Annotated in this window: 29 protein-coding genes, 1 tRNA gene, 1 pseudogene and 1 riboswitch; of the genes and pseudogenes, 21 read left to right on the top strand and 10 right to left on the bottom strand. The window is 69.1% G+C overall.

Going from position 1 to position 25,847, the window contains the following annotated elements; all coding sequences use genetic code 11:
• Positions 1-16: 16 nt before the first annotated feature.
• Complete coding sequence (locus E2651_RS10830; protein WP_135330851.1) at positions 17-601, bottom strand: isochorismatase family protein; 585 nt, start codon at positions 599-601, stop codon at positions 17-19.
• Between the two features lie 138 nt (positions 602-739).
• Complete coding sequence (locus E2651_RS10835) at positions 740-2,068, bottom strand: nicotinate phosphoribosyltransferase (protein WP_135330852.1); 1,329 nt, start codon at positions 2,066-2,068, stop codon at positions 740-742.
• 80 nt (positions 2,069-2,148) lie between these two features.
• Here E2651_RS10835 and clpS point away from each other — a divergent pair, with 80 nt between their 5' ends.
• The 7 genes from clpS (at position 2,149) to E2651_RS10870 (ending at position 7,050) form a co-directional block, all read left to right on the top strand.
• Positions 2,149-2,463, top strand: coding sequence for an ATP-dependent Clp protease adapter ClpS (clpS, locus tag E2651_RS10840; protein ID WP_135330853.1), 315 nt, complete (start codon positions 2,149-2,151; stop codon positions 2,461-2,463).
• A 39-nt stretch (positions 2,464-2,502) separates the two neighbouring features.
• On the top strand, positions 2,503-3,099 hold the full coding sequence (locus E2651_RS10845; protein WP_135330854.1) for a DUF2017 domain-containing protein: 597 nt from the start codon (positions 2,503-2,505) through the stop codon (positions 3,097-3,099).
• Between the two features lie 351 nt (positions 3,100-3,450).
• Positions 3,451-4,923, top strand: a complete 1,473-nt coding sequence (locus E2651_RS10850; RefSeq protein ID WP_135330855.1) for an amino acid permease — start codon at positions 3,451-3,453, stop codon at positions 4,921-4,923.
• Between the two features lie 100 nt (positions 4,924-5,023).
• Positions 5,024-5,446 (top strand): M67 family metallopeptidase, encoded by a 423-nt coding sequence (locus E2651_RS10855; protein WP_135330856.1) that lies wholly within the window; start codon positions 5,024-5,026, stop codon positions 5,444-5,446.
• A 115-nt stretch (positions 5,447-5,561) separates the two neighbouring features.
• A complete protein-coding gene (locus tag E2651_RS46105; RefSeq protein ID WP_323178622.1) occupies positions 5,562-5,663 on the top strand; it encodes a putative leader peptide in 102 nt (33 codons plus the stop codon).
• Between the two features lie 139 nt (positions 5,664-5,802).
• Complete coding sequence (locus tag E2651_RS10865) at positions 5,803-6,081, top strand: MoaD/ThiS family protein (RefSeq protein ID WP_135330858.1); 279 nt, start codon at positions 5,803-5,805, stop codon at positions 6,079-6,081.
• Positions 6,082-6,087: 6 nt separating this feature from the next.
• Positions 6,088-7,050 carry a cysteine synthase gene (locus E2651_RS10870; protein WP_135330859.1) on the top strand — a complete coding sequence of 321 codons (963 nt, stop codon included), beginning with the start codon at positions 6,088-6,090 and terminating at the stop codon, positions 7,048-7,050.
• Positions 7,051-7,200: 150 nt separating this feature from the next.
• Here E2651_RS10870 and E2651_RS10875 read toward each other — a convergent pair whose 3' ends face one another.
• Both E2651_RS10875 and E2651_RS10880 read right to left on the bottom strand, forming a co-directional pair.
• Positions 7,201-7,677 carry a type II toxin-antitoxin system PemK/MazF family toxin gene (locus E2651_RS10875; protein ID WP_135330860.1) on the bottom strand — a complete coding sequence of 159 codons (477 nt, stop codon included), beginning with the start codon at positions 7,675-7,677 and terminating at the stop codon, positions 7,201-7,203.
• A 44-nt stretch (positions 7,678-7,721) separates the two neighbouring features.
• Positions 7,722-8,012 (bottom strand): hypothetical protein, encoded by a 291-nt coding sequence (locus tag E2651_RS10880; protein ID WP_135330861.1) that lies wholly within the window; start codon positions 8,010-8,012, stop codon positions 7,722-7,724.
• 389 nt (positions 8,013-8,401) lie between these two features.
• Here E2651_RS10880 and E2651_RS10890 point away from each other — a divergent pair, with 389 nt between their 5' ends.
• The gene (locus E2651_RS10890; RefSeq protein WP_135330862.1) at positions 8,402-9,154 is read left to right on the top strand and encodes an MBL fold metallo-hydrolase; all 753 of its coding nucleotides are present in this window, start codon (positions 8,402-8,404) and stop codon (positions 9,152-9,154) included.
• Between the two features lie 97 nt (positions 9,155-9,251).
• Here E2651_RS10890 and E2651_RS10895 read toward each other — a convergent pair whose 3' ends face one another.
• Positions 9,252-10,517, bottom strand: a complete 1,266-nt coding sequence (locus tag E2651_RS10895) for a PTS transporter subunit EIIC (RefSeq protein WP_135330863.1) — start codon at positions 10,515-10,517, stop codon at positions 9,252-9,254.
• 245 nt (positions 10,518-10,762) lie between these two features.
• Positions 10,763-12,049, bottom strand: coding sequence for a PTS transporter subunit EIIC (locus E2651_RS10900; protein ID WP_135330864.1), 1,287 nt, complete (start codon positions 12,047-12,049; stop codon positions 10,763-10,765).
• Positions 12,050-12,271: 222 nt separating this feature from the next.
• Here E2651_RS10900 and E2651_RS10905 point away from each other — a divergent pair, with 222 nt between their 5' ends.
• The 4 genes from E2651_RS10905 to rdgB all read left to right on the top strand — a co-directional run bounded on the left by E2651_RS10905 (position 12,272) and on the right by rdgB (position 14,458).
• The gene (locus E2651_RS10905) at positions 12,272-12,505 is read left to right on the top strand and encodes a PTS glucose/sucrose transporter subunit IIB (RefSeq protein ID WP_135330865.1); all 234 of its coding nucleotides are present in this window, start codon (positions 12,272-12,274) and stop codon (positions 12,503-12,505) included.
• Positions 12,506-12,580: 75 nt separating this feature from the next.
• Positions 12,581-13,336: a ribonuclease PH gene (gene rph, locus E2651_RS10910; protein ID WP_135330866.1), complete on the top strand. Its 756-nt coding sequence runs from the start codon at positions 12,581-12,583 to the stop codon at positions 13,334-13,336.
• A 92-nt stretch (positions 13,337-13,428) separates the two neighbouring features.
• Positions 13,429-13,824: a hypothetical protein gene (locus E2651_RS10915; RefSeq protein WP_135330867.1), complete on the top strand. Its 396-nt coding sequence runs from the start codon at positions 13,429-13,431 to the stop codon at positions 13,822-13,824.
• 28 nt (positions 13,825-13,852) lie between these two features.
• The gene (gene rdgB / locus E2651_RS10920) at positions 13,853-14,458 is read left to right on the top strand and encodes an RdgB/HAM1 family non-canonical purine NTP pyrophosphatase (RefSeq protein WP_135330868.1); all 606 of its coding nucleotides are present in this window, start codon (positions 13,853-13,855) and stop codon (positions 14,456-14,458) included.
• A 52-nt stretch (positions 14,459-14,510) separates the two neighbouring features.
• On the opposite strand, the gene E2651_RS10925 is transcribed toward rdgB, so the two are convergent.
• Positions 14,511-14,594 (bottom strand) — tRNA-Leu (locus E2651_RS10925).
• A 63-nt stretch (positions 14,595-14,657) separates the two neighbouring features.
• Positions 14,658-15,125: a thioredoxin-dependent thiol peroxidase gene (bcp, locus tag E2651_RS10930; RefSeq protein ID WP_135330869.1), complete on the bottom strand. Its 468-nt coding sequence runs from the start codon at positions 15,123-15,125 to the stop codon at positions 14,658-14,660.
• A 139-nt stretch (positions 15,126-15,264) separates the two neighbouring features.
• On the opposite strand from bcp, the gene E2651_RS10935 reads away from it, so the two are divergent.
• The 3 genes from E2651_RS10935 (at position 15,265) to E2651_RS10945 (ending at position 16,489) form a co-directional block, all read left to right on the top strand.
• Complete coding sequence (locus E2651_RS10935) at positions 15,265-15,594, top strand: DUF3618 domain-containing protein (RefSeq protein ID WP_135330870.1); 330 nt, start codon at positions 15,265-15,267, stop codon at positions 15,592-15,594.
• A gap of 97 nt (positions 15,595-15,691) precedes the next feature.
• Entirely contained in the window at positions 15,692-15,994 is a 303-nt protein-coding gene (locus E2651_RS10940; RefSeq protein ID WP_135330881.1) for a co-chaperone GroES, read from the top strand.
• A gap of 58 nt (positions 15,995-16,052) precedes the next feature.
• Positions 16,053-16,121, top strand: a riboswitch (guanidine-III (ykkC-III) riboswitch).
• Positions 16,122-16,168: 47 nt separating this feature from the next.
• On the top strand, positions 16,169-16,489 hold the full coding sequence (locus E2651_RS10945) for a multidrug efflux SMR transporter (RefSeq protein ID WP_135330871.1): 321 nt from the start codon (positions 16,169-16,171) through the stop codon (positions 16,487-16,489).
• Between the two features lie 23 nt (positions 16,490-16,512).
• On the opposite strand, the gene E2651_RS10950 is transcribed toward E2651_RS10945, so the two are convergent.
• A complete protein-coding gene (locus tag E2651_RS10950; protein WP_135330872.1) occupies positions 16,513-18,975 on the bottom strand; it encodes a transglycosylase domain-containing protein in 2,463 nt (820 codons plus the stop codon).
• Positions 18,976-19,160: 185 nt separating this feature from the next.
• Here E2651_RS10950 and E2651_RS10955 point away from each other — a divergent pair, with 185 nt between their 5' ends.
• Genes E2651_RS10955 through E2651_RS10970 form a run of 4 tightly spaced genes read left to right on the top strand, consistent with a single transcriptional unit; the run spans position 19,161 to position 22,522 of the window.
• A complete protein-coding gene (locus E2651_RS10955) occupies positions 19,161-19,982 on the top strand; it encodes an ABC-2 family transporter protein (RefSeq protein WP_135330873.1) in 822 nt (273 codons plus the stop codon).
• 49 nt (positions 19,983-20,031) lie between these two features.
• On the top strand, positions 20,032-20,796 hold the full coding sequence (locus tag E2651_RS10960) for an ABC transporter permease (RefSeq protein ID WP_135330882.1): 765 nt from the start codon (positions 20,032-20,034) through the stop codon (positions 20,794-20,796).
• Between the two features lie 6 nt (positions 20,797-20,802).
• On the top strand, positions 20,803-21,768 hold the full coding sequence (locus E2651_RS10965; protein WP_135330874.1) for an ATP-binding cassette domain-containing protein: 966 nt from the start codon (positions 20,803-20,805) through the stop codon (positions 21,766-21,768).
• Positions 21,769-21,778: 10 nt separating this feature from the next.
• Complete coding sequence (locus E2651_RS10970) at positions 21,779-22,522, top strand: DUF1707 domain-containing protein (protein WP_135330875.1); 744 nt, start codon at positions 21,779-21,781, stop codon at positions 22,520-22,522.
• A 58-nt stretch (positions 22,523-22,580) separates the two neighbouring features.
• Here the strand turns inward: E2651_RS10970 and E2651_RS10975 are convergent, their stop codons facing one another.
• Entirely contained in the window at positions 22,581-23,903 is a 1,323-nt protein-coding gene (locus tag E2651_RS10975; protein WP_135330876.1) for an SGNH/GDSL hydrolase family protein, read from the bottom strand.
• Positions 23,904-24,323: 420 nt separating this feature from the next.
• Here E2651_RS10975 and E2651_RS10980 point away from each other — a divergent pair, with 420 nt between their 5' ends.
• The gene (locus E2651_RS10980) at positions 24,324-25,535 is read left to right on the top strand and encodes a DUF445 domain-containing protein (protein WP_135330883.1); all 1,212 of its coding nucleotides are present in this window, start codon (positions 24,324-24,326) and stop codon (positions 25,533-25,535) included.
• A 163-nt stretch (positions 25,536-25,698) separates the two neighbouring features.
• Positions 25,699-25,847 (top strand): annotated as a pseudogene (locus E2651_RS45205) (AraC family transcriptional regulator); the annotation flags it as partial.

Here is a 25,847-nt window from a genome sequence, read left to right on the forward strand (position 1 = left end):
CGCTCCGGAATGGCCTCTAGACGACCGGCTTCCCCGTGAGCTCGACCCCCGCCTCCCGCAGCTCCTCCAGAGCCCGCTCCGTCGTCGCCTCCGCGACCCCCGCGGTCAGGTCCAGGAGGACCACCGTGCTGAATCCTTCCCGCACGGCGTCGAGCGCGGTCGCCCGTACGCAGTGGTCCGTGGCGATACCGACCACGTCCACCTCGGTGATGTGCCGCGCCCGCAGCCAGTCCGCGAGGGACACGTCGTTCTCGTCGACCCCCTCGAAGCCGCTGTACGCGGCCGAGTAGGCCCCCTTGTCGAAGACCGCGTCGATCGCCCCGGACGCGACCACCGGCGCGAAGTTCGGGTGGAAGCCGATCCCTTCGGTCCCCGCCACACAGTGCGGCGGCCAGGAGCGGGCATAGTCCGGGTGGTCGGAGAAGTGGTCGCCCGGCTCGATGTGGTGGTCCCGGGTGGCCACCACGTGCCGGTAGCCCGCAGGGGCCTGGCCGATCAGCTCGGTGATGGCGGCGGCCACGTCCGCGCCCCCGGCGACCGCGAGGCTGCCGCCCTCGCAGAAGTCGTTCTGCACATCGACGACGATCAGAGCGCGGCGCATCGGGTGTCCTTCGGTCGGCACGGCTGGCTGGGTAGCTGCGGGGACTCGGCCGGATGAACCGAGCGTAGAGACTTCCGTCGCGTTGCGGGAGGGGGCGTTCGGCTGCCCCGGCGCGCGAGGAGCGGCGGCCGCCTCGCCTCAGACGTACTCCGTGGGGATGACCGGCTCGCCCTTGGAGAGCTGGGTGGCGGAGAGGGGGAGCCGGGCCCGTGCCGCCGCGTGCCGGTCGCGGACCGTGTCCAGCGGCTCGCGCGCCACGACCTCGCCGCCCTTGATCAGCTCGACGAGCAGCTGGTGGTCGGCGAGGTCCATCGGCACCGGTCCTGTGCCGATCACCTCGGCCTCGGCTACCCCGTGCTCGTCGGGCCGCCGGGCGGCCCACTTGCGGCCGCCGACGGACGACTTCGCACCGAGCGACTTCTTGGCCACTGGCTCCAGCGGGGCCTTGGGGTCCGCCGAGTGGGCGCGCGCCACCAGCTTGTAGACCATCGAGCAGGTGGGGTGCCCGGAACCGGTGACGAGCTGGGTGCCCACGCCGTACGCGTCGACGGGCGCCGCGGCCAGCGAGGCGATGGCGTACTCGTCGAGGTCGGAGGTCACGACGATCTTCGTCTTCGTCGCGCCGAGCTCGTCCAGCTGCTGCCGCACCCGGTGCGCGACCAGGAGCAGGTCACCGGAGTCGATGCGCACGGCGCCGAGCTCGGGCCCGGCGACCTCGACGGCGGTGCGGACGGCCTCGGTCACGTCGTACGTGTCGACCAGGAGCGTCGTGCCGGGGCCGAGGGAGTCCACCTGGGCCTGGAAGGCGTCCCGTTCGTTGTCGTGCAGGAGGGTGAAGGCGTGCGCGGACGTGCCGACCGTGGGGATGTCGTAGCGGAAGCCCGCCGCCAGGTCGGAGGTGGTGGTGAAGCCGCCGACGTACGCGGCGCGCGATGCGGCGACGGCCGCCAGCTCGTGCGTGCGGCGCGCGCCCATCTCGATCAGCGGGCGCTCACCGGCGGCCGAGGCCATCCGGGACGCGGCGGCCGCGATCGCCGAGTCGTGGTTGAGGATGGAGAGGATCACCGTCTCCAGGAGCACGCACTCCGCGAAGGAGCCCTCGACGCGCAGGATCGGCGAGCCGGGGAAGTAGGCCTCGCCCTCCGGATAGCCCCAGATGTCACCGCGGAAGCGGTACGAGGCGAGCCATTGGAGGGTCTCCTCGTCGACGACACGGCGCTCGCGCAGGAAGCCGATGACGTCGGCGTCGAAGCGGAAGTTCTCCACGGCGTCCAGGACCCGCCCGGTGCCGGCCACCACTCCGTAGCGCCGTCCCTCGGGCAGTCTGCGCGTGAAGACCTCGAAGACGGAGCGCCGGTCGGCGGTGCCGGCCTTCAGCGCGGCCTGCAGCATCGTCAGCTCGTAGTGATCGGTGAAGAGCGCCGTCGACGGAACATCCACCGGCAGCCCAAGGTCCGCTGTGTTCATACGAAGGATGCTACCCCGCATCTCGTCACTCTGACGATTTCCCGGGCCCATTTGTGCGCGGCCCCCCTACGGGTGGCAGCATGGGACAAGTGAGTACGGCTCCCGCAGAGATCACGCGCCCGGAATCGGCCGAAGAGACGTTCGCCGTCCCTGAGCCGGACGTTCCCTGGATCACGCTCGTGCACAACGACCCGGTCAACCTGATGAGCTACGTGACGTACGTGTTCCAGTCGTACTTCGGGTACTCGAAGCACAAGGCCACAAAACTGATGATGGATGTGCACCACAAGGGCCGAGCCGTGGTCTCCACCGGCACGCGCGAGGAGATGGAGCGCGACGTCCAGGCCATGCACGGGTACGGGCTGTGGGCCACCCTCCAGCAGGACCGCAAGTAGCAGGCCGACAGCAGTGGACCGGAAGCAGCGACGCATCTGATGCCAGGACAATTCGAAGCGATCCCCGGGGGCGGCGCAGCCGTCGCGCTCGACGAGGTCGAGATCTCGATCATCCGCTCCCTCGCCGTCCAGCTCCTGGAGCTGATCGGCCCGGGCCCGGCCGAGGACGCAACCGGCGATCCGCTCGCCGAGCTGTTCGCGGAAGGCCCCAGCGAGCCGCCGACCGACCCGGTGCTCCAGCGGCTGCTGCCCGACGCGTACGGCGGACCGGGCAGCGAGAAGGCCGACGAGGGCGAACTGCGGGCGTACTCCGCGGAGTTCAGGCGCTTCACCGAGAACGACCTGCGGGCCAAGAAGCGGGACGACGCGCTCGTCGTGATCCGCTCCCTGGACTCCATGACGGCGGCCGGTGACGGCGGTGCCGTCCTCAAGCTGTCGGCGGAGGAGTCCCGGCACTGGCTCGGCGCCCTCAACGACCTGCGCCTCGCGATCGGCGCCCGCCTCGACGTCATCGACGAGGAGGACACGGACCTCCTCTACCAGCTGCCGGAGTCGGATGCGCGTAAACCGATGGTGATGGCCTATTTGTGGCTGGGTGGTCTGCAGGAGACGCTGGTCAGCACGTTGCTGGTGTAGTGAACCGGCTCACCCGGGCCGAAAATCGATGTAGACGGCACCTGCAACAGGTGTTCGCTCAGCGGGACCTCAAATCCGGATAACGATCACGTCACTTCAATGCCCCCGTATGACGCCGCGGGGGAATTTTGTCCGCTTCTTCCAGTGGCCTGCGCCACACGCGGCTGAACCGATCACTGTTGCGGCCGTGATAAATCTTCACGACCACTCGGCGACGCCACCCATGTCACCGATGGCGCTCGGGCCGGCAGACCGCCGGTAGCACTCCATCCATATCCGGGGGGATCAGGACCTGATCCGTGGCCATACGCAGACTTGCGGGCACGGATCAGCGTGGAGAAAGGCGTCACCATGACCTCAGTGCAGGTCGAAGAGCATCACGACGGCAATGAGGCCGATCAGGCCCATGGCTCGGCCGGTTCATCCGGCGAGGGCTATCAGCGCGGGCTCGGGGCCCGGCAGATCCAGATGATCGCGATCGGCGGTGCCATCGGCACCGGCCTGTTCCTCGGCGCGGGCAAGGCCATTCACAAGGCAGGACCCAGCCTCATCCTGGCGTACGCCATCGCCGGCCTCGTCATCTTCTTCATCATGCGGGCCCTGGGCGAGCTGCTCATGTACCGCGCCGTCTCGGGCTCCTTCTCGGAGTACGCGCGCGAGTTCATCGGCCCGTTCTTCGGCTACGTGACCGGCTGGACGTACTGGCTCTTCTGGGTCGTCACCGGCATCACGGAAGTCACAGCGGCCGCTCAATACATGCAGTTCTGGACGCATGGCAGCATCCCGCAATGGGCGTACGCGCTGATCTTCACGGTCATTCTGTACGGCGCCAACCTGATCTCCGTGAAGCTCTTCGGTGAGCTCGAGTTCTGGTTCTCGATGGTCAAGGTCACCGCGATCATCGGCATGATCCTCATCTGCGCCGGCATCCTCACGATCGGCTTCTCCGACGCCGGTGACACCGCGTCCGTGAGCCACCTGTGGGACCAGGGCGGGTTCTTCCCGAACGGCATCGGCTCCACGCTGATGACGCTGCAGATCGTGATGTTCGCCTTCCTCGCCGTCGAGCTCGTCGGCGTCACCGCGGGCGAGTCCAAGGACCCGAAGACCGTCCTGCCCAAGGCCATCAACACCGTGCCGTGGCGCATCGCCGTCTTCTACGTCGGCGCGCTGATCATGATCCTGTCGGTCGTGCCGTGGACGCAGTTCGTGCCGGGCGTCTCGCCGTTCGTCGCCGCCTTCGACAAGATGGGTCTCGGCGTCGGCGCCGCGATCGTCAACTTCGTCGTCCTGACGGCCGCGCTCTCCTCCTGCAACTCCGGTATGTACTCCACCGGCCGCATGCTGCGTGACCTGGCGCTGAACGGCCAGGGCCCGCAGTTCTTCACCAAGCTGACGAAGAACGGCCTGCCGCTGGTCGGCACCACCTTCTCCGCCGCACTGATGCTGGTCGGCGTCTGGATCAACTACCAGTGGCCGGGCGAGGCGTTCAACTACGTCGTCTCCTTCGCGACCATCTCCGGCATGTGGGCCTGGATCATGATCCTGGTCTGCCAGATCAAGTACCGCCGCAAGGCCGACCGCGGGGAGCTGCCGCAGTCCACCTTCCGGGCGCCGGGAGCGCCGTACACGAGCTGGTTCGCGCTGCTCTTCATCGGCATGGTGATCGTGATGATGGGCATCGACAAGGACGCCCGCATCTCGCTCTACGCCGCCCCGGTGTGGGCGCTCATCCTGGGCGTCGGCTACCTGGTCATGCAGAAGCGCAACGGGCAGTCGACGGGCGGCGGCTACGCCGAGCCGCAGGACGCGATCAAGTCCTGACTCCCGCCTGACTCCCGCCTGATCCCCGCTGATCCCAGCATGTGGGCCGATCCGTACCATCCCTCGGTACGGATCGGCCCCTCTGCTTATCCTGGCTCCCATGCTGACCCTGACCCAGGCCCTCCACGACCAGATCGTCGCGCACGCGCGCCAGGACCACCCCGACGAGGCCTGCGGCGTGGTCGCGGGCCCCGCGGGCACCGACCGCGCCGAGCGCTTCATCCCGATGCTGAACGCGGCCCGCTCGCCCACGTTCTACGAGTTCGACTCGGGCGACCTCCTCAAGCTCTACCGCGAGATGGACGACCGCGACGAGGAGCCGGTGATCGTCTACCACTCGCACACGGCGACCGAGGCGTACCCCTCGCGCACCGACATCACGTACGCGAACGAGCCCGCCGCGCACTACGTCCTGGTCTCCACGGCGGACACCGACGGCGCCGGCGACTTCCAGTTCCGCTCCTACCGGATCGTCGAGGGCGAGGTCACCGAGGAAGAGGTGAAGGTCGTCCAGGCATACTGACCTCACCCCCACCGATCCGGGCACGGCACCCTCCCCGTCCGCATGGTGGACGCAATTCGTCCACCATGTGAGATCACATTCCAGAACCCGGACCGGGAATCGATACGATGACCGCATGGTTCCCCACGACGTGAGCGACAAGATGCCGGGCATGCTGCTCGTTGCGCGTCTGCACGTCGATCTGTGCAGGCTCTCGAGCGCGATCTGTCCGCGCTGACCGCTGCCGCCGTACGGCCGTGAGCCGCGGCGCCACATCCGCGTCCTGCCCCTTGCACCACGCATCTCGCACTACGCACCCGCACGACCGGGCCGCCGCGCGCCCACCCACGTGACTCTCCCGACAGGAGCCCTCAGCCATGGCCATCGAGGTCCGCATCCCGACCATCCTCCGCACCTACACCGACGGCGAGAAGGCCGTCCAGGGCAGTGGTGACACCCTCGCCGCGCTCTTCGCCGACCTCGACTCGCGGCACGCGGGCATCGCCGAGCGCATCGTCGACGGCGACAAGCTGCGCCGCTTCGTGAACGTGTACCTGAACGACGAGGACGTCCGCTTCCTGGACGGCATCACCACCAAGCTCACCGACGGCGACAACGTCACGATCCTCCCGGCCGTGGCCGGCGGCATGGTCTGATCCCGGATGCCTCGCTACGACTCCCCGCTGGCGGCCGTGGGCAACACGCCCCTGGTCCGCCTGCCGCGCCTGGCAGAGCTCTATCTGTCCCACGACGTCCGCATCTGGGCGAAGCTGGAGGACCGGAACCCGACCGGTTCCATCAAGGACCGCCCGGCGCTGCACATGGTCGAACAGGCGGAGAAGGACGGGCGGTTGACGCCCGGCTGCACGATCCTCGAGCCGACGTCCGGCAACACGGGCATCTCGCTCGCGATGGCGGCCAAGCTCAAGGGCTACAACATCGTGTGCGTCATGCCGGAGAACACCTCGCAGGAGCGGCGTGACCTCCTCGCCATGTGGGGCGCGGAGATCATCTCCTCCCCGGCGGCCGGCGGCTCCAACACGGCGGTGCGCGTCGCCAAGGAGCTGGCGGCGGAGCACCCGGACTGGGTGATGCTCTACCAGTACGGGAACCCGGACAACGCGGGCGCGCACTACGCGACGACCGGCCCGGAGATCCTCGCGGACCTCCCCTCGGTCACCCACTTCGTGGCGGGGCTCGGCACGACGGGCACGCTGATGGGCGTCGGCCGTTTCCTGCGCGAGCAGAAGCCGGACATCAAGATCGTCGCGGCGGAGCCCCGCTACGACGACCTCGTCTACGGCCTGCGCAACCTGGACGAGGGCTTCGTCCCCGAGCTGTACGACGCCTCCGTCCTGACGAGCCGCTTCTCCGTCGGCTCGGCGGACGCGGTGACCCGGACGCGGGAGCTGCTCCAGCAGGAGGGCATCTTCGCGGGCGTCTCGACCGGGGCCGCACTGCACGCCGCGATCGGCGTGGGCAAGAAGGCGGTGGCGGCGGGGGAGTCCGCCGACATCGTCTTCGTCGTGGCCGACGGCGGCTGGAAGTACCTGTCGACGGGCGTCTACACGGCGCCGACGACGGAGGCGGCGATCGAGACGCTGCAGGGGCAACTCTGGGCGTAGGGGTCTCTGAGGCTCCCTCACAAACGCCGGACGGGCTGGATCTTTTTCCAGCCCGTCCGGCGTTTGTGAGGGCTACCGGCCAGGGCTACCGGCCAGGGCTACCGGCCAGGGCTACCGGCCAGGGCTACCGGCCAGGGCTGCGGGCCAGGGCTACCCCGCCAGGTACCGCACCTGATCCCAGAGTGCCGGGTCCACGATCCCCGCCCGCCTCCGGAACTCCCACACCGGCACGTCCCGCAACTCGTCCGTCTCCAGGAAACTGGGCCGGCCGTGCGCGTCCCCGACCGAGCCGGGCGGCAGCGGGATCACCCCGGCCCGCTCGTCGTGGTACTTACTGGTGATCTTCGCGACGACCGCGCTGTCGCCCCGCACGGACAGCACGAGACAGGGCCGGTCCTTGCCCCCGGGCCCGTCCTCGTACGGCACCTTCGCCCACCAGATCTCCGCGGGCTTCGGCGCGGGCACCGGCTGCCGCGCCCCCCGGGGCCGCGGCCGGCCCGGCGGCCGGGTGGCCCGCCCGCGAGGCCCGCGGGTTCCGCGAGGCCCGCGCCCCCAGCCGTCCATCAGCACGGCGACGACGGCAAGCACCACCACAGCGGCGAGCGCGAGCCACCATGACGTATCCATACCGCTGACGGTACCGGCGCGCACCCCCTCCCGCGCTCGGCTCCCTACGGGGCCGCCGGGATCAGGGAGTTGTGAAGCTCGACGACCACGGTGTCGAACGGCGGCGCTCCAAGCTCCGTCGCGGCCGGGACGACCGTCCCGTCCAGGAAGCGCCGGAACGCGTCTTCCGACTCCCATACGTCGATGACTTGCCAGCCACCCGCATCGCGAGGCGCCCCGAAGTGGGCGATGAGCCCGGCGGGTGGATTCGTGCGGTCCGGGATCACCCGGTCGAAGGTTGCCTCGTAAAGCTCCCGGGTCCAGTCGGCGCTTTGGTTGTGTACCAACACGGCCATGTGCGGATTCCTCGATTCACCGTTGGCGACAGCTCCTGCTTTCCGATCTTGCTTTCCGACGCTAAATCCGTACACGGCCGACAGCGAGCGCAGCTGAGCCGCGCTGCGCCGTCCGGCGCAACGCGGCGTGCGTGCCCTGGACGTCCCCTGGACGTGCGCTGGATGTGCCCCGGGCCTGAACTCGAACAACCGGGCGCCGATGGCAGCCGAACCGGTGACAGCGCAGGTGAGTTCCCCCACAACGGCCCGCGACGGAGGAGCGACCGGCAGTTTTGCGCCTTACGCTCGACGGATCGAAGAATTCCACGAGAGCCTCGCGCAGGTTTTCTTCGCGAGCCCCCTCAAGGCCCCCGCACAACCCCCGTTTCGCCCCCGGAGGTTCCAGCTCCATGAAGCTCACCGTCGTCGGCTGCTCGGGGTCGTTTCCGTCCGCGGACTCGGCCTGCTCGAGCTACCTCGTCGAGGCCGACGGCTTCCGGCTGCTTCTCGACATGGGCAATGGCGCCCTGGGCGAGCTGCAGCGCCATGTCGGTCTCTACGACCTCGACGCGATCTTCCTCAGCCATCTGCACGCCGACCACTGCATCGACATGTGCGCCTATTTCGTGGCGCGCTACTACCGGCACGACGGCGGCCGCTGCGCCCCCATCCCGGTCTACGGCCCCGAAGGCACCGAGCAGCGTCTGACGACCGCGTACGCGGACACGCCGTCGGCCTCCTCGATGAGCGAGGTCTTCGACTTCCACACGGTCAAGCCGGCCTCGTTCGAGATCGGCCCCTTCACGGTCCGTACGGAGAAGATGCGGCACCCGGTGGAGGCGTACGCCATCCGCGTCGAGCACGGCGGCAAGGCACTCACGTACTCGGGAGACACCGGTGTGTGCGACGCGCTCGACGAACTCGCCGCGGACACCGATCTCTTCCTCTGCGAGGCGGCCTTCACGCACGGCAAGGAGAGCATCCCCGACCTGCACCTGACCGGCCGTGAGGCGGGCGAGTCCGCCCGGCGGGCCGACGCGCGGCGGCTCGTGCTCACCCACATCCCGCCGTGGACGGACCCGCAGGTCAACCTGGCGGACGCCCGTGCGGTGTACGGGGGCCCCGCCGAGATCGCGGTGCCGGGCAGGTCGTACGAGATCTAGGGCGGCCCGCAGAGCACGACAAAGCCCCTCGCCGTCGGTACCGAAACGGCGAGGGGCTTTGTCGTGTCGTCGCGAAGTGCGGCGGAGGTGCTTCGACCTACTTCGACTCGGCCTTCAGGAGCTCGGCGAGCTCCTCGTCGGACTCGCGGCCCGGCGTCGGAAGGTTCCACTTGGTGATCGCGAAGCGGAAGACCACGTAGTAGACCGCCGCGAAGCAGAGGCCGACAAGGGCCAGGCCCCATGGGTTGCTCGCGATGCCGAGGTTGAGGAAGAAGTCGACCGCTCCCGCCGAGAAGCCGAAGCCGTCCTTCATGCCGAGCGCCCAGGTCAGCGCCATGGAGACACCGGTGAGCACCGCGTGGATCGCGTACAGGACCGGCGCGATGAACATGAAGGTGAACTCGATCGGCTCGGTCACACCGGTCACGAACGCCGTGAGCGCGAGCGAGAACATCATGCCGCCGACGACCTTGCGGCGCTCGGGGCGTGCGCAGTGGACGATCGCGAGGCAGGCCGCCGGGAGGGCGAACATCATGATCGGGAAGAAGCCGGTCATGAACTGTCCCGCGGTCGGGTCACCGGCCAGGAAGCGGTTGATGTCGCCGCTCTTGCCCTCGTACGAACCGGCCTGGAACCACGGGAAGGAGTTCAGGAGGTGGTGCATGCCGACCGGGATCAGCGCGCGGTTGGCGACACCGAAGATGCCCGCGCCCACGGCGCCCGAACCGACGAGCCACTCCCCGAAGTTGTGCAGACCCGTGCCGAGGACCGGCCAGATGTAGCCGAAGACGATGCCGAGGAGCAGGCCCGCGAAGGCCGACAGGATCGGGACGAGGCGGCGGCCGCCGAAGAAGCCGGCCCAGTCGGGCAGCTTGGTCCGGTAGAACTTCTGGTAGAGCAGGGCGACGACGATGCCCATGACGACGCCGCCGAGGACCTTGGCGTCCACCGGTGCCTCGGTCATGACTATCTTGCCGTCGACGACCTTGGCGATCTTTTCCAGGTTCGGGTCGGTGAACGTGGCGAGCACGTTCTTGAAGACCAGGTAGCCGGTGACGGCGGCGAGCGCGGTCGAGCCGTCCGACTTCTTGGCGAAGCCGATCGCGATGCCGACGGCGAACAGCAGCGCCATGTTGTCGAGAATGGCGTTGCCGCCCGCGGCCATGAAGCCGGCGATCTTCGTGACGAAGGCCGGGAACGACTCGCGTCCCAGCATGTCGGGGTTGCCGAGGCGGACGAGCAGGGCGCCTGCGGGCAGCACGGCGACCGGCAGCATCAGGCTGCGGCCGATGCGCTGCATGACAGCCATCGCGCCGGCGCCCTTCTTCTTCTCCGCCGCGGGAGCGGAACTGGCCGTGGACACAACTTCCTCCAGTGGGCAAGGCGCCGCCTGGGACAGGGAAGTGGAAGACGGCGGCGTCTCCGGGGGTCACGGCGCACGGCCGCATGGTCTACACCATTAAGTGGTGTAGACCTGTTGTAGCACGGTGAAGGTGACGTAAGGAACCCACGAGTTTTGTGGGGTCGGCCATAACGCGAAATGAACGACAAAAGTCCCCCGGATCGAGGATCCGGGGGACTTTCGAAGAGGGCGCGAGGGACGGGCGGTCAGGCCTTGGTGACGTCCTCGACCTCGTCCTCGGGCTCGCGGCCCGGGGTCGTCAGATCGAACTTGGTGATCGCGAAGCGGAAGATCACGTAGTACACGAGCGCGAAGCCCAGACCGATCGGAATGATCATCCATGGCTTGGTCGCCAGGCCCCAGTTGATCACGTAGTCGATCAGGCCCGCGGAGAAGCTGAAGCCGTCCTTGACGCCCAGCCCCCAGGTCACCGCCATCGAGACGCCGGTCAGCACCGCGTGCACGACATAGAGGAGCGGCGCGATGAAGACGAAGGAGTACTCGATCGGCTCGGTGATGCCCGTGACGAACGACGTCAGCGCCAGCGAGACCATCATGCCGCCGACCGCCTTGCGCCGCTCCGGCCGCGCGCAGTGGTACATCGCGAGGCAGGCCGCAGGGAGGGCGAACATCATGATCGGGAAGAAGCCGGTCTGGTAGATGCCGGCGCTCGGGTCCCCGCTGAGGAACATGTTGATGTCGCCGTGCACCGTGGTGCCGTCCGGCTTGGTGTACGAGCCGAACTGGAACCACAGCGGGACGTTCAGGAACTGGTGCAGGCCGATCACGAGCAGGGCGCGGTTGGCGACACCGAAGATGCCCGAACCCCAAGCACCCAGATCCTCCAGCCAGTTGGAGAAGCTCTCCAGGCCGTCACCGACCGGCGGCCAGACCCACAGGCACAGCACCGCGAAGACGATGCCGATGAACGCCATGATGATGGGGACGAGCCGGCGGCCGTTGAAGAAGCCGAGCCAGGAGACCAGCTTGGTGCGGTGGTAGCGGACCCAGAAGAAGGACGCGAGCAGGCCCATGATGATGCCGCCGAAGACGCCCGGGTTCTGGTACGTGTAGACGGTCACGGTCCCGTCCTCGATCTGACAGCCCGTCATCACCGCCTTCGACCCGCCCGGGCAGTCGACCGGGAACGCGCGCAGCACACCCCGGTAGACGAGGAAGCCGGCCACCGCCGCGAGCGCCGTCGAGCCGTCCGCCTTCTTGGCCATGCCGATCGCGACACCGATGCAGAACAGCAGCGGCAGACCCAGGTCGGCGTCGAGCAGGGCGCCGCCCGCGCCCGCGAAGACCCTGGCGACATCGGTCCAGCCGAGGCCGTCGTCGCCGAAGACGTCGGGCTGCCCGAGGCGGTTGACGATGCCGGCGGCAGGGAGCACGGCGATGGGCAACTGCAGGCTGCGCCCCATCTTCTGGAGGCCTTGGAAGAAGGTGTTCCAGGGGCTCGACCGGGGTGCTGCGGCAGCGTTCGCGCTCATGGGCGTCCTCCCGGAACGAGCCAGGTTTGGCGGTCGTCGAAAACTGGTGTAGACCAGTTGCGGAACGGGTGGGGAAGCCGTCCCGGGAGGGGCGACACCTTGATCGTCATCATTGGGCACGAGTGCCGTAACCGCCCGCGAAGATGCTCCAACCGTGCGTTACCGTGACAAAGCGGACCTACGGTGTGGTGAGGCCGCGTCCTTAGGAACAGGGAGAACACCATGGCCAGCAAGGCTGAGAAGATCGTTGCCGGGCTCGGCGGCATCGACAACATCGACGAGATCGAGGGCTGCATCACCCGCCTTCGCACCGAGGTCCACGACCCGAGCCTCGTCGACGAGGCCGCGCTGAAGGCCGCGGGCGCCCACGGCGTCGTCAAGATGGGCACCGCGATCCAGGTCGTCATCGGCACGGACGCCGACCCGATCGCCGCGGACATCGAAGACATGATGTGAGTCTCTGAACTCACCGGTCAGGGGCCCCTGCCACATGGCGGGGCCCCTCAGCCATGTCCGGATAGGCTCAGCCGCATGTCCTCAACGCCCCGCATCGACGGCCGCACCCCCGAACAGCTCCGCCCCATCACCATCGAACGCGGCTGGAGCAAGCACGCCGAGGGCTCCGTCCTCATCTCCTTCGGCGACACCAAGGTCTTCTGCACCGCCTCCGTCACCGAAGGCGTGCCGCGCTGGCGCAAGGGCAGCGGCGAGGGCTGGGTCACCGCCGAGTACTCGATGCTGCCGCGCTCCACCAACACCCGCGGCGACCGCGAATCCGTACGCGGCAAGATCGGCGGCCGCACCCACGAGATCAGCCGCCTCATCGGCCGGTCCCTGCGCGCCGTCATCGACTACAAGGCGCTCGGCGAGAACACCATCGTCCTGGACTGTGACGTCCTCCAGGCCGACGGCGGCACCCGCACCGCCGCCATCACCGGCGCGTACGTCGCCCTCGCCGACGCCGTCGCCTGGGCCCAGGGCAAGAAGCTCATCAAGCACGGCCGCAAGCCGCTGACCGACACCGTCTCCGCGGTCTCCGTCGGCATCGTCGGCGGCGTACCGCTCCTCGACCTCTGCTACGAGGAAGACGTCAAGGCCGACACCGACATGAACGTCGTCTGCACCGGCGACGGCCGCTTCGTCGAGGTCCAGGGCACCGCCGAGGCCGAGCCGTTCGACCGCAAGGAGCTCAACGCACTGCTCGACCTCGCGGTCGGTGGCTGCGAGGATCTGGCCGCGCTCCAGCGCGAGGCACTCGAAGCCACTCGGCTCGAAGCCACTCAGTAAGCAACCATCAGGCCCCTTAGGGGCGTTCTAACGAGTACGGGCGCGCGGGCCAAGCCGTGCGCCCGTCCGCACCCCTGGGGAGGGACCGAACCATGGCCGCGCGCCACCGCCGTATCGCCACCGCCGTCACCGCCGTCCTGATCGCCGTGCCGGCAGGTATCGGCCTCGTCGGCTGCGACGCCGTCAACAAGGCGATGGACTGCGTCCAGACCGCCGACTCGATCGCCGACAGCGTCGATGACCTGAAGACGGCCGTCGAGGGCGCGGCCAACGACCCGACACAGGCCGACAAGGCGCTCGACGACATCGGCAAGAACCTCGACGAGATCGGCGACAAGACCGACGACGCCGACGTGGACAAGGCCGTCGACAACGTCGACAAGGCCGTCGACAACGTCCGCCAGGCCATCAAGGACGGCGACGCGACACCGGACGTCGGCCCGGTGATAGATGCGGCCGGCGAACTGACCAAGGTCTGCACGCCGTAGCGGAAAGCGGGCGCGGATACTGGTGGCCATGACCCGCCTCATCCTCGCCACCCGCAACACCGGCAAGATCACGGAACTCAGGTCGATCCTCGCCGACGCAGGTCTGCCTCACGACCTCGTCGGCGCGGACGCGTACCCCGAGATCCCCGACGTCAGAGAAACCGGCGTGACTTTCGCCGAGAACGCCCTGCTGAAGGCGCACGCGCTCGCCCGCGCCACCGGCCTCCCCGCCGTCGCCGACGACTCCGGCCTCTGCGTCGACGTACTCGGCGGCGCCCCCGGCATCTTCTCCGCCCGCTGGGCGGGCAAGCACGGCGACGACCGCGCGAACCTGGACCTCCTCCTGGCCCAACTCGCCGACATCGACGCCGACATCCACCGCGCGGCCCACTTCGCCTGCGCGGCGGCCCTGGCCCTGCCGGACGGCCGCGAGCGGGTGGTGGAGGGCCAGTTGCGCGGTGTGCTGCGCCACGCCCCGTCCGGCGCGAACGGTTTCGGGTACGACCCGATCCTCCAGCCGGAGGGCGAGACGCGGACCTGCGCGGAGCTCTCCGCCGAGGAGAAGAACGCGATCAGCCATCGGGGGAAGGCGTTTCGGGCGTTGGTGCCGGTGGTCCGGGAGTTGTTGGGCTGACGGGCACAGGAACGGCCTGCGGATCGATCTTCCGATTCGCAGGCCGTTTATGTGCGGCGGAAGGGATTCGAACCCTCAAGCCCGATCAAGGGCCACAGATCCTAAGTCTGCTGCGTCGCCGTTGCGCCACCGCCGCTAGCCGCCCGCCATCGTACCGGGCAGGCGGCTGAGGCTGACTGAGGGCTGGGGAGGAGGAGCCTCAGACCCCCAGGTCCCTGATGATCTTGGCCACGTGGCCCGTCGCCTTCACGTTGTAGAAGGCGTGTTCCACCTTGCCCGCCTCGTCGACCACGATCGTCGAGCGGATCACGCCCGTCACCGTCTTGCCGTACAGCTTCTTCTCGCCGAAGGCGCCGTACTCCTCAAGGACGGACTTCGACGGGTCGCCGACCAGCGTGACCTTCAGGCTCTCCTTCTCGCGGAACTTCGCCAGCTTCTCCGGCTTGTCGGGGGAGACGCCGATCACGTCGTAGCCCGCCGCCGCGAGGACGTCCAAGTTGTCCGTGAAGTCGCAGGCCTGCTTGGTGCAGCCGGGCGTGAGGGCGGCCGGGTAGAAGTAGACGATGACCTTGCGGCCCTTGTGGGCGGCGAGGGAGACGTCCTTGCCGTCGGCGTCGGGCAGGGTGAAGGCGGGGGCTGTGTCGCCGGGCTGCAGTCGCTCGCTCATCTTCGGTCTCCTCGCACGGGGTGTTCGTCAAAACGTGTGGTGATGGAGCCGAGCGTAATAGGGGTGCCGTGGGGTGCGGTGCGCGGAGAGCTGACAGACTGTCGGGGGTACAGCCGGACACGACCATGGAGGCAGCGCGGTGTCGGACACGTCGGATATCAGGACCCCGGCGCAGATCGAGGCGGACATCAAGCGCCGTCGCGAGACGCTCGCCGAGACGCTCGACGAGATCGGGGTGCGGGTCCACCCCAAGACGATCGTCGGGGATGCCAAGGCCAAGGTCGTGGCGGGCTTCGACAACTCCCTTGGTCGGGTGTACGTCGGGGCGAATCGGCTCATCTCCGATGTGAAGGGCAAGTTGGTCTCGGCGGACGGGGCGCCGCGGCTCGAGCGCATCGTGCCGGTCGCGCTGGTGGCCGTGGGGCTCGTGGGGCTGCTCACCGTGTCCTCGCGGCGCCGCAAGGGCTGACCCGGGATCGTACGGGCGTGTCCACGGCAGGTAGGTTCGGGGCGTGAGCGCCAACAGCCAGGGACGCGGTTCCCACGACGACAAGCTGCCCATCCGGATGCTGCACGACCGTGTGCTCGTGCGGCAGGACACCGCCGAGGGCGAGCGCAAGTCGGGCGGCGGCATCCTGATCCCCGCGACCGCCGCCGTCGGCAGGCGTCTGGCCTGGGCCGAGGTCGTCGCCGTCGGGCAGAACGTGCGGGGTGTGGAGCCGGGTGACCGGGTGCTGTACGACCCCGAGGACCGGGCCGAGGTCGAGGTGCGTGGTGTCGCGTACGTGCTGATGCGCGAGCGTGATCTGCATGCCGTGGCCGCCGATCGGTTCGAGGGGTCGGAGGACTCGACGGGTCTTTATCTGTAGCAGTCCCGTTCTACGACTCCGAAAGGGGCTGGTGACCATCGTCACCAGCCCCTTTTGCGTGTTCTTTGCTACCTTTGAGGGACCCGACGAGACGCGCCGTACCGGGTTTTCGCAAAGACGACGCACCCCCATCAAGAACGCGATCGAGCGTTCCTACGTGTCGGAGGTGCCGTCGTGGCCTGGGTTCTGTTGATCGTCGCCGGTCTGCTCGAAGTGGGCTGGTCGATCGGGATGAAGTTCACCGAGGGGTTCACGCGGCTGTGGCCGAGCGTGTTCACCGGACTCGGGATCGTCGTGAGCATGATGCTGCTGTCGCAGGCCGCCAAGACGCTGCCCATCGGTACGGCGTACGGCGTCTGGGTCGGCATCGGTGCCGCCGGTGCGGCGGTGGTCGGGATGATGGTGCTCGGTGAGCCGGCCACCGCCGCCCGGATCTTCTTCGTGGTGCTCTTGCTGGTCGCTGTGGTGGGGCTCAAGGCGACCTCGGGGCACTAAAGACGACCTTGGGGCACTAGGGATCACTCGGGCCTGGTGCTCTGCCTTCTGGTGGCCGAGTCGTCCGTCAGGCCGCCCAGGGCGCCGCCCCCGTCGGTGGTGCCGCCGTCCGCGGTGCCGCCGTCGGTCTGGCCGCCCTGGGTCTCGCCCCCTTCGGTCTGGCCGCCTTCGGTCTGGCCCCCGTCGACCGCTCCGCCGTCGACCGCCCCACCGCCCGTCTGACCCCGGGTCTGGCCTTGGTCCTGGCCCTGCGTCTGCCCCTGGTCCTGGCCTTGCGTCTGGCCCTGGTCCTGACCCTGGGTCTGGCCCTGGTCCTGGCCGGGCGTCTCCTCCCCGCCCGTGGTCGCCCCGCCCGTCGTCGGGTCCTCGCCGATGTCCGTCGGGTCCGGGATCACCGGCAGGTCGGCGCCCTCCTCCAGGACCAGGGCGAAGTCCTGCACCGGCTCGCCCTCCAGGGCGTCCCTGGTGAACTGCGCCCAGATCTGCGCCGGGTAGGCGCCGCCGTTGATGCGGGGCTGGCCGAGCGCCCCGTACAGCGGGGCGTGCGCGCCCGTGTCCGGGTCCTGGCCCATCACGGCGACCACCGTGGCCAGCTCCGGGGTGTAGCCCGCGAACCAGGCCGCCTTGTCCTCCTCGGCGGTTCCGGTCTTGCCCGCCGCCGGGCGGCCCGCGGCCTGTGCGGCCGTGCCGGTGCCGCCGTCGACGACGCTCTGCAGGACGGACGTGGTGGTGTCGGCGGCCTCGCGGCTCACCGCCTGCTCGGTGTTCTGCTCGGGCAGGTCGACTTCCTGGCCGTCCTTGGTGACCTTCTCGACCATCGTGTACGTGCCGTGCCTGCCGTGGTTGGCGAGCGTCGCGTACGCCTCCGTCATGTCCAGGACGGAGGCCGTGGACGGGCCGAGCGCGATGGAGGGGGAAGCGGTCAGGTCGGGGGTGGACTCGGGGATGCCCAGGGCGACGGCCGTGTCCTTGACCTTGTCCGAGCCGACGTCGACGGCCATCTGCGCGTAGACCGAGTTGACGGACTTGTCGGTGGCCTCGCGGACGGTGATGTTGCCGTAGTCGACGTTGTCCTCGTTCTCGGGGGCGTACGTCCCGCCGTCCCAGCCCTGTACGGGGCGCTGGTCGGTGCCGTCGTAGATGGTGTTCGGGGTGATCGTGCGGCCGTCCTGGGTGACCGAGCCGTTCTCCACGGCCGAGGTGAAGACGAACGGCTTGAAGGTGGAGCCCACTTGATAGTCGCGGCGGGTGGCGTTGTTGACGTACTGCTTCGTGTAGTCGATGCCGCCGTACATCGCGACGACCTTGCCGGTGTCCGGGTCGATCGAGGCGCCGCCCGCGCGGACGTTGCGGTCGACCTTGCGGGCGTCCTTGTCGACCTTCGACATCACCTGGTCGTCGACCGCCTCCTTGAAGGCGTCCTGGCGGTCCTTCTGGAGCGTGGTGGTGATGCGGTAGCCGCCCTTGGCGAGGGTGTCCTCGTCGACGATGTCGTTGGTCGTCAGATAGTCCTCGACGGCCTGCACGAGATAGCCCCGCTGCCCGGAGAGGCCGGACGCGCCCTTGGCCTCCTTGGGCTTGGGGAACTTCACGTTCGCCCGGTCGGCCGCGCTGAGCCAGCCCTCCTTGACCATGCCGTCGAGGACGTAGTTCCAGCGGCCCACGGCGCGCGGCTTGTTCTCGGGGTGCGTCGCGACGTCGTACGCGTTGGGGGAGTTGAGGAGCGTCGCGAGGTAGGCGCCCTGCGCGGTGTCCAGGTCGTCGACGTCCTTGCCGAAGTACGCCTGGGCCGCGGCCTGCACGCCGTACGCGTTGCGCCCGAAGTAGCTGGTGTTGAGGTAGCCGGCCAGGATGTCGTCCTTGCTCACCTCGCGGTCCAGCTTGATCGAGATGAAGAACTCCTTCACCTTGCGGGTGACCGTCTGCTCCTGGCCCAGGTAGTAGTTCTTGACGAACTGCTGGGTGATCGTGGAGCCGGACTGTTTGCCCTTGCCGGTGACGGTGTTCCAGGCCGCGCGGATCATCGCCTTGGGGTCGATGGCGGACTCGCTGTAGAAGTCCCGGTCCTCGGCGGCCAGCGCGGCGTGCTGGACCTTCTTGGGGATCTGGCTGAGGGGGACGTTCTCGCGGTTGACCTCGCCGTCGCGGGCGAGTTGGGTGCCGTCGGCGTACAGGTACACGTTGCTCTGCGCGGTCGCCGCCGTGTTGGCCGGCGGGATGTCGACGATGAGATAGCCGGCGGCGAAGCCGCCGACGCAGAGCAGGATGATCAGGATGAAGCCGCCGAGGACCATGCGCCAGGTGGGGAAGATCCGCCGCCAGCCCTTGCGCTTGGGGCGCTTGGGCTTCTGGCCTTTCTGGCCTTTCTGGCCCTTCTCGCCCTTCTTCCCCGTCTGTTCATCGGCGCCAGGAGTGTCCACGGGTTCGCGGGGCGCCCAGCCCTCGGGCCCTTCGGCACCCTGCTGCTGCGGCTCGTCGCTGCTCATGTCTGGTGGAACTCCCGGTTCGCGTCGTACGTCACGTACGCCTCGTACGACCCATTGCACACTGTCGCTTCGCGCGTTCCGCGCCAGGCACGCGTCGGGCGTGGAAATTGCCTGGCACGGCGCCATCGACCGCACTAGGCTCCGACCCTTTGGCCCGGAAGAGGGCAAGGCTCTCGCTAAAGGGGATGCGTGTGCGTACAGGACGGTTCCGCTTGTACGCGGCCGTCGCCCGAGGAGGCTTCAGGCGGTACGCCACCTACCGGATCGCGACCCTGGCCGGGGTCTTCACGAACACCGTCTTCGGGCTGATCCTCGCGTACACCTACATCGCCCTCTGGGACGAACGCCCGGGGCTCGGCGGTTACGACCAGGCGCAGGCGCTGACGTACGTGTGGCTGGGGCAGGGGCTGCTCACGGTCATGGCGCTGATGGGCGGCGGATTCGAGGGCGAGCTGATCGAGCGGATCCGCACCGGGGACATCGCCATCGACCTGTACCGGCCCGCCGATCCGCAGGCCTGGTGGCTGGCGACCGACCTGGGCCGGGCGCTGTTCCAGCTGCTCGGGCGTGGTGTCGTGCCGATGGTGGTCGGCTCCCTCGTCTTCGACCTGGCGCTGCCCACGGACGCGGCGCGCTGGCTGGCGTTCCTGGTGGCCGTCGCGCTCGGCATGGTGGTCAGCTTCGCGATCCGGTTCCTGGTGGCGCTCTCCGCGTTCTGGCTGATGGACGGAGCGGGCACCACCCAGGTGGCGATGCTCGCGGGCACCTTCTTCTCCGGCATGCTGCTTCCGCTGAACGTCTTCCCGGGCGCGCTCGGCGAGTTCGCCCGCGCACTGCCCTGGTCGGCGCTGCTCCAGGTGCCCGTCGACGTGTTCCTGGGCAAGCACACGGGCACGGGCCTGCTGTGGACGTACGCCTTCCAGATCGGCTGGGCGGCGGCACTGCTCTCGGCAGGGCGGCTGCTGCAGTCCGTGGCCACGCGACGGGTGGTGGTCCAGGGTGGCTGACCTGGCACAGGTGCGGGACGGGCTGCGCGCCTACCGGCTGATCTCCGCCATGTGGATCCGCTCCCTCATGACCTACCGCCTGTCCTTCGCGATGACCGCGCTCGGCAACCTCGCGGTGACCGCCTTCGACTTCGTGGCGATCCTGCTGATGTTCTCCCAGGTGGACCGGCTCGGCGGCTACTCGCTGCCCGAGATCGCCTTTCTGTACGGCGCGTCGTCCACCGCGTTCGGCTTCGCGGACCTCGCCATCGGATCCATGGACCGGCTCGGCAGGCGGGTACGCGACGGCACCCTCGACACCCTCCTGGTGCGGCCCGCCCCGGTGATCGCGCAGGTCGCGGGCGACCGCTTCGGGCTGCACAGGATCGGACGCGTCACCCAGGGGGCGCTCGTCCTCGCGTACGCGCTCGTGGTTTTGGACATCGAATGGACCCCGCTGAAGGTCCTGATGGTGCCGCTGATGCTGGTCTGCGGCGCTGCCATCTTCGCCTCCGTGTTCGTGGCGGGCGGGGCCTTCCAGTTCGTGGCGCAGGACGCGGCCGAGGTGCAGAACGCCTTCACGTACGGCGGCACCACGCTGCTCCAGTACCCGCCGACCGTCTTCGCCAAGGACCTGGTGCGGGGCGTCACCTTCGTCCTGCCGCTGGCCTTCGTGAACTGGCTGCCCGCGCTGTACGTCCTGGGGCGGCCCTATCCGCTGGACCTGCCGGCGTGGGTGGCGTTCACGCCGCCGCTGGTGGCCGCGGCATGTCTTGCCCTGGCCGGTCTCGCCTGGCGCACGGGCCTTCGTTCGTACCGCAGCACTGGGAGCTGAACCGCCGTGGAAGCAGACCTCATTGAGCTCGAGGGCGTCGAGAAGGTCTTCGACGTACGCAAGAAGACCGGTTTCCTGCGGCGCGAGAAGCACGAGGTGCGGGCCGTGGACGGCATCAGCTTCACCGTGCCGCGCGGCGAGATGGTCGGCTACATCGGGCCGAACGGCGCGGGCAAGTCGACGACGATCAAGATGCTGACGGGGATCCTCACGCCGAGCGGCGGCCGGCTGCGGGTCGCGGGCATCGACCCGTCCCGTGAGCGCACCCGCCTCGCGCGGCGCATCGGCGTGGTCTTCGGCCAGCGCACCACCCTGTGGTGGGACCTGCCGCTGATCGACTCGTACCGCCTGATGCACCGGATGTACCGGGTCCCGGACGCCCGCTTCAAGGAGAACCTCGACCGGTGCGTCGAACTCCTCGAGCTGGACGCCCTGTTGGACGTGCCCGTGCGGCAGCTCTCCCTCGGGCAGCGGATGCGCGGCGACATCGCGGCGGCGCTCCTGCACGATCCGGAGGTCCTGTACCTGGACGAGCCGACGATCGGCCTCGATGTGATCAGCAAGGCCAAAGTCCGTGGATTCCTGCGGGACTTGAACGCCGAGGCGGGCACGACCGTCCTGCTGACCACCCACGACCTGACCGACATCGAGCAGCTCTGCAAGCGCGTGATGGTCATCGACCACGGGCGTCTGATGTACGACGGGGCCCTCTCCGGGCTGCACGAGGTGGGGGAGAGCGAGCGCACCCTGGTGGTGGACCTGGAGCGTGAACTTCCGCCCATCGAGGCCGAGTCGGCGCGGGTGGTGAAGGTGGAGGGGCCGCGGCAGTGGCTCGCCTTCCCGGCGGCGGAGTCGGCAGCCCCGCTCGTCGCGCGGATCGCGGCCGAGTATCCGCTGGCCGATCTCTCCGTCAGGGAGCCGGACATCGAGGCGGTCATCGCCAAGATGTACGCGGAGAAGGCGACCTCGTAGGCTGCGGGGCATGAGTGACGAACGCCCCGACCTCCGGGCATCCGACGCCGACCGCGAGCGGGTCGCCGAACAACTCCGGGACGCGATGGCCGAGGGCCGCCTCGACATGACGGAGTTCGAGGAGCGCCTCGACGCGACGTACAAGGCGCGTACGTACGGCGAGTTGGCGCCCATCACCCGCGATCTGCCGTCGCACGAGGCGCTCGAGGCGCTCGAGGCGCTCGACGCGCTCGACGCCAAGGTGTCGATGGTGAAGCGGCCGGGGAGCGACGATCCCGCCGCCATCGACTGGGCGCAGCGGATGGGCGGCGAGCCCACGTCGACCGGGGCCTTCGCCTTCTGGAGCGGGTTCAGCCGCAAGGGCGGCTGGACGATCGGCCGGGTCTTCACCGCGTTCGCCCTGTGGGGCGGCGGCGAGATCGACCTGCGAGAGGCGCGGTTCGCCTCCCGTGACGTGGAGATCCGCTGCTACACGATCATGGGCGGCATGCAGGTCATCGTGCCGCCCGAGATGGACGTCGTGGTCAAGGGCTTCGGCATCATGGGCGGCTTCGACGACAAGGCGACGGGCGTGGGCACCCCCGGCTCACCGCGCGTGCTCGTCAAGGGCTTCGCCCTGATGGGCGGCGTCGGCGTGGACCGCAAGCTCCGCAGGACGGAGAAGCTGCGGCTCAAGGAGGAGCGCCGTCGGGAGCGCCTGGAGCGGCGGGAGGAGCGGCACGAGCTGCACCGGCGCAGGCACGAGGAGGAGTGAGCCAGAGCCCGTCGAGGGGGCCCTGGAACTACAGCTCGGCGGCCTACAGCTCGGCGGCCTACAGCTCGGCGGCCGCGGAACCCCGCAGGTGCGCGAGGTTGAACGTCTCGGCCATCCGCCGGTAGCCCGCGTCGCTGGGGTGCAGGTGATCGCCCGAGTCGTACTGGCTCCGCAGCTTGCGGGGGTCGTACGGATCCCGCAGGGCCTTGTCGAAGTCGACGAACTCGTCGAAGACGTTCCCGTCCCGGATCTCCTTGTTCACCGCCTGCCGCACGTTCTCGAGCTGCGGCTCGTACCCCCGGTGTCCCCCGAAGGGCATGAGCGTCGCGCCCACGACCCGCAGCCCGCGGGTGTGCGCCTGCCGGGTCAGCTCGCGCAGGCCCTCGACGATCCGGTCGGGGTCGTTCTGGTGCGGGTTGCGCAGGATGTCGTTGACGCCGAGCGCGATCACGACGGCCTTGACACCCGTTCGGTTCAGTACGTCACGGTCGAAGCGGGAGAGGCCGCTCGGGTTGTCCGCGGGCGTCCCGTTCCCGTCCGAGAGGACGCGGTTGCCGCTGATGCCCTCGTTCACGACGCCGTAGCGCGGGCCGCCCGACTCCTCGCGCAGCCGGTCGGCGAGGACGTCGGTCCAGCGGGCGTTGGCGCCGATGGTGGAGGAGATGCCGTCGGTGAGCGAGTCGCCGAAGACGACGACGGTGCCGTCCGACTCGTTGCTCAGGACGTCCACGGCCGACAGATAGCGCCACGAGGTGCTCTGCTGGTCGTACGCCTGGCCGTTCGGGTCCTCTGTGCGGTCGCCCTCGGCGACGAAGCTGACCTGGCGGGCGTGCGGGTGGAAGGTGGCCGGGCCCGACGGCGTCGGCGAGAACGTCGTGACCAGCAGATCACTGTCGTGCGGCACCCGCAACCGGACCGCGTCGCTCATCACTTGCTGCCCCGCGGGGACCACCACCGACGTGTTGCCGTTGAAGTTCAGGCGGCGCAGCGTGCCCGGCGCCACGGCCGGGTTGTTCGCCCCGGCGGCGACGGCGATCGAGGCGTGCGTGATGCTCAGCGGCTGGCGCCCGTACAGGTTCGACAGGGTGATGCGGGCGCTGTCGCCGCCGACGCTGGTGTGCACGACGTTACGGATCGAGCGGCCCGCGTACCCGCGCTGATGCGTGTTCGGTTCGGCGGCCGCGGGGGACGCCGCCCAGGTGCCGACCCAGGTGCCCGCGGAGGCCGGCGCCGCGGAGTTGCGCGGAGAGCGCGGACCCGCGCTGATGGTGTCCTGCGAACCGTCGTCGGTGCGCGACACACCAACGTATATGGCGGCAGAAATCACCACTATGACCGCGAGGACCGCGGCAAGCAGGGCATAACCGTGACGCTTGGTCATGCGGGCTTTGTCTCCTCGAGCAGGGGGAGCCCGAGGCTCCGATGTGATCACCCCATGATGCGTCATGGGCCGTGAGGCGGCCGACACTGCCCCCCTCCGTCCACTCAGACGCCGGGAACTTGTGGTCCGTTCCAGGAGTCGTCAGGAAGGGAGGCGCTCGCCAGGAAGGGGTGCGCGGAGCCGGGGACAATGCGGATGAGGACGACGCGAACGGGCCAGGTGGATTGAGTGGATCGTACGAAACCATCAAATCCGGAGGATGCGGCAGAACCGTCACAGGCGGTGCAAGCGGACATTGGGCAGCATGCCCGTGGCCCGCGCGCTTCACGCGCCGCGGACGGCCCGTCGCGCGGGGGAGGCGTTGGGGGCGGCTTCACGTACAGCCCCGCCGACGAGGAGAAGCAGCGCGGCGTCCGCCGGATGAAGATCACCGCGACCGGCCTCCTCGTCTTCGTCGCGCTCGTCTACGTACTGGCGAAATGGGCGCAGAACTCGGGCGCCGGAGCCTGGGCGGGCTATGTCGCCGCGGCCGCCGAGGCGGGCATGGTCGGCGCGCTCGCCGACTGGTTCGCGGTCACCGCGCTCTTCCGCCACCCGCTGGGCATCCCCATCCCCCACACGGCCATCATCCCGAACAAGAAGGACCAACTGGGCGCGTCCTTGGGTGACTTCGTAGGCGAGAACTTCCTTTCTTCCTCTGTCGTACGCGACCGCCTGCGAGCGGTGGGCATCGGCAGCCGCCTGGGCGCCTGGCTGGCGGAGCCCGATCACGCCGACCGGGTGACGGCCGAACTGGCGACGGCGCTGCGCGGCGCCTTGACGGTCCTGCGCGACTCCGACGTCCAGGCGGTCGTCGGCGAGGCGATCACGCGCCGTGCCGACGCCCAGGAGATCGCGCCGGGCATCGGGAAAATGCTGGAGAAGGTCGTCGCGGACGGCGGCCACAAACGCGTCGTGGACCTGGTCTGCGTACGCGCCCACGACTGGCTGGTGGAGCACGACGAGTCGGTCATGGACGCGGTGCAGGGCGGCGCCCCCGGCTGGACCCCGAGGTTCGTCGACAAGAGGGTCGGCGAGCGCGTCTACAAGGAACTGCTCCGCTTCCTCGCCGAGATGCGGGACATGCCGGAGCACCCCGCGCGCGGCGCGGTCGACCGCTTCCTCGCCGACTTCGCCGCCGACCTCCAGTCCGACTCCGACACCCGCGAGCGGGTCGAACGCCTCAAGCGCGAGGTGCTCGGCCGCGGCGAGGTGCAGGACCTGATCGCGTCGGCGTGGTCGGCGGTACGCCAGATGATCGTGGCGGCGGCGGAGGACGAACGCAGCGAGTTGCGCCTACGGGTGCGGGCCGCCCTGCTCTCGCTGGGCGCACGCATGTCGACGGACGCGCGACTCCAGGAGAAGGTCGACGGCTGGGTGGAGGGCGCGGCGGTGTACGTGGTGACGACGTACCGGAACGAGATCACGTCCCTGATCACGGACACGGTGGCGGGCTGGGACGCGGAGCACACGTCGAAGAAGATCGAGGCGCATATTGGGCGCGACCTGCAGTTCATCCGGATCAACGGCACGGTGGTGGGGTCGTTGGCGGGGTTGGTGATCTATACGGTTTCGCGGGGGGTGGGGGCGTGAGGGTTGGTCTATCCAGCCCGGCCCGGCGAAATCTTCAGCCCGTCCGGCGTTTGAGGACGAACTCGGCGGAGCCGGTGATCTTCCGGTACGCACAGGCCGGCGAAGCCGGAAACATTCGGGAAGGGGCGGGGTTGGGGAAGGAAAGCGCTGTGAGGATCACCCCATGACCGGCGCACCCACCAACAAGCCCCACAAGCTCGCCGTCCTCGTAAGACACGGCGTACTCCCCATGGAGCTCGGCCTGGTCCACCAGCTCTTCGGCAACGCCCGCACCCCCTCAGGAACCCCCCTCTACCAGCCCCTGACCTGCGC

The sequence above is a fragment of the Streptomyces sp. MZ04 genome, assembly GCF_004684775.1.
Classification (GTDB): domain Bacteria; phylum Actinomycetota; class Actinomycetes; order Streptomycetales; family Streptomycetaceae; genus Streptomyces.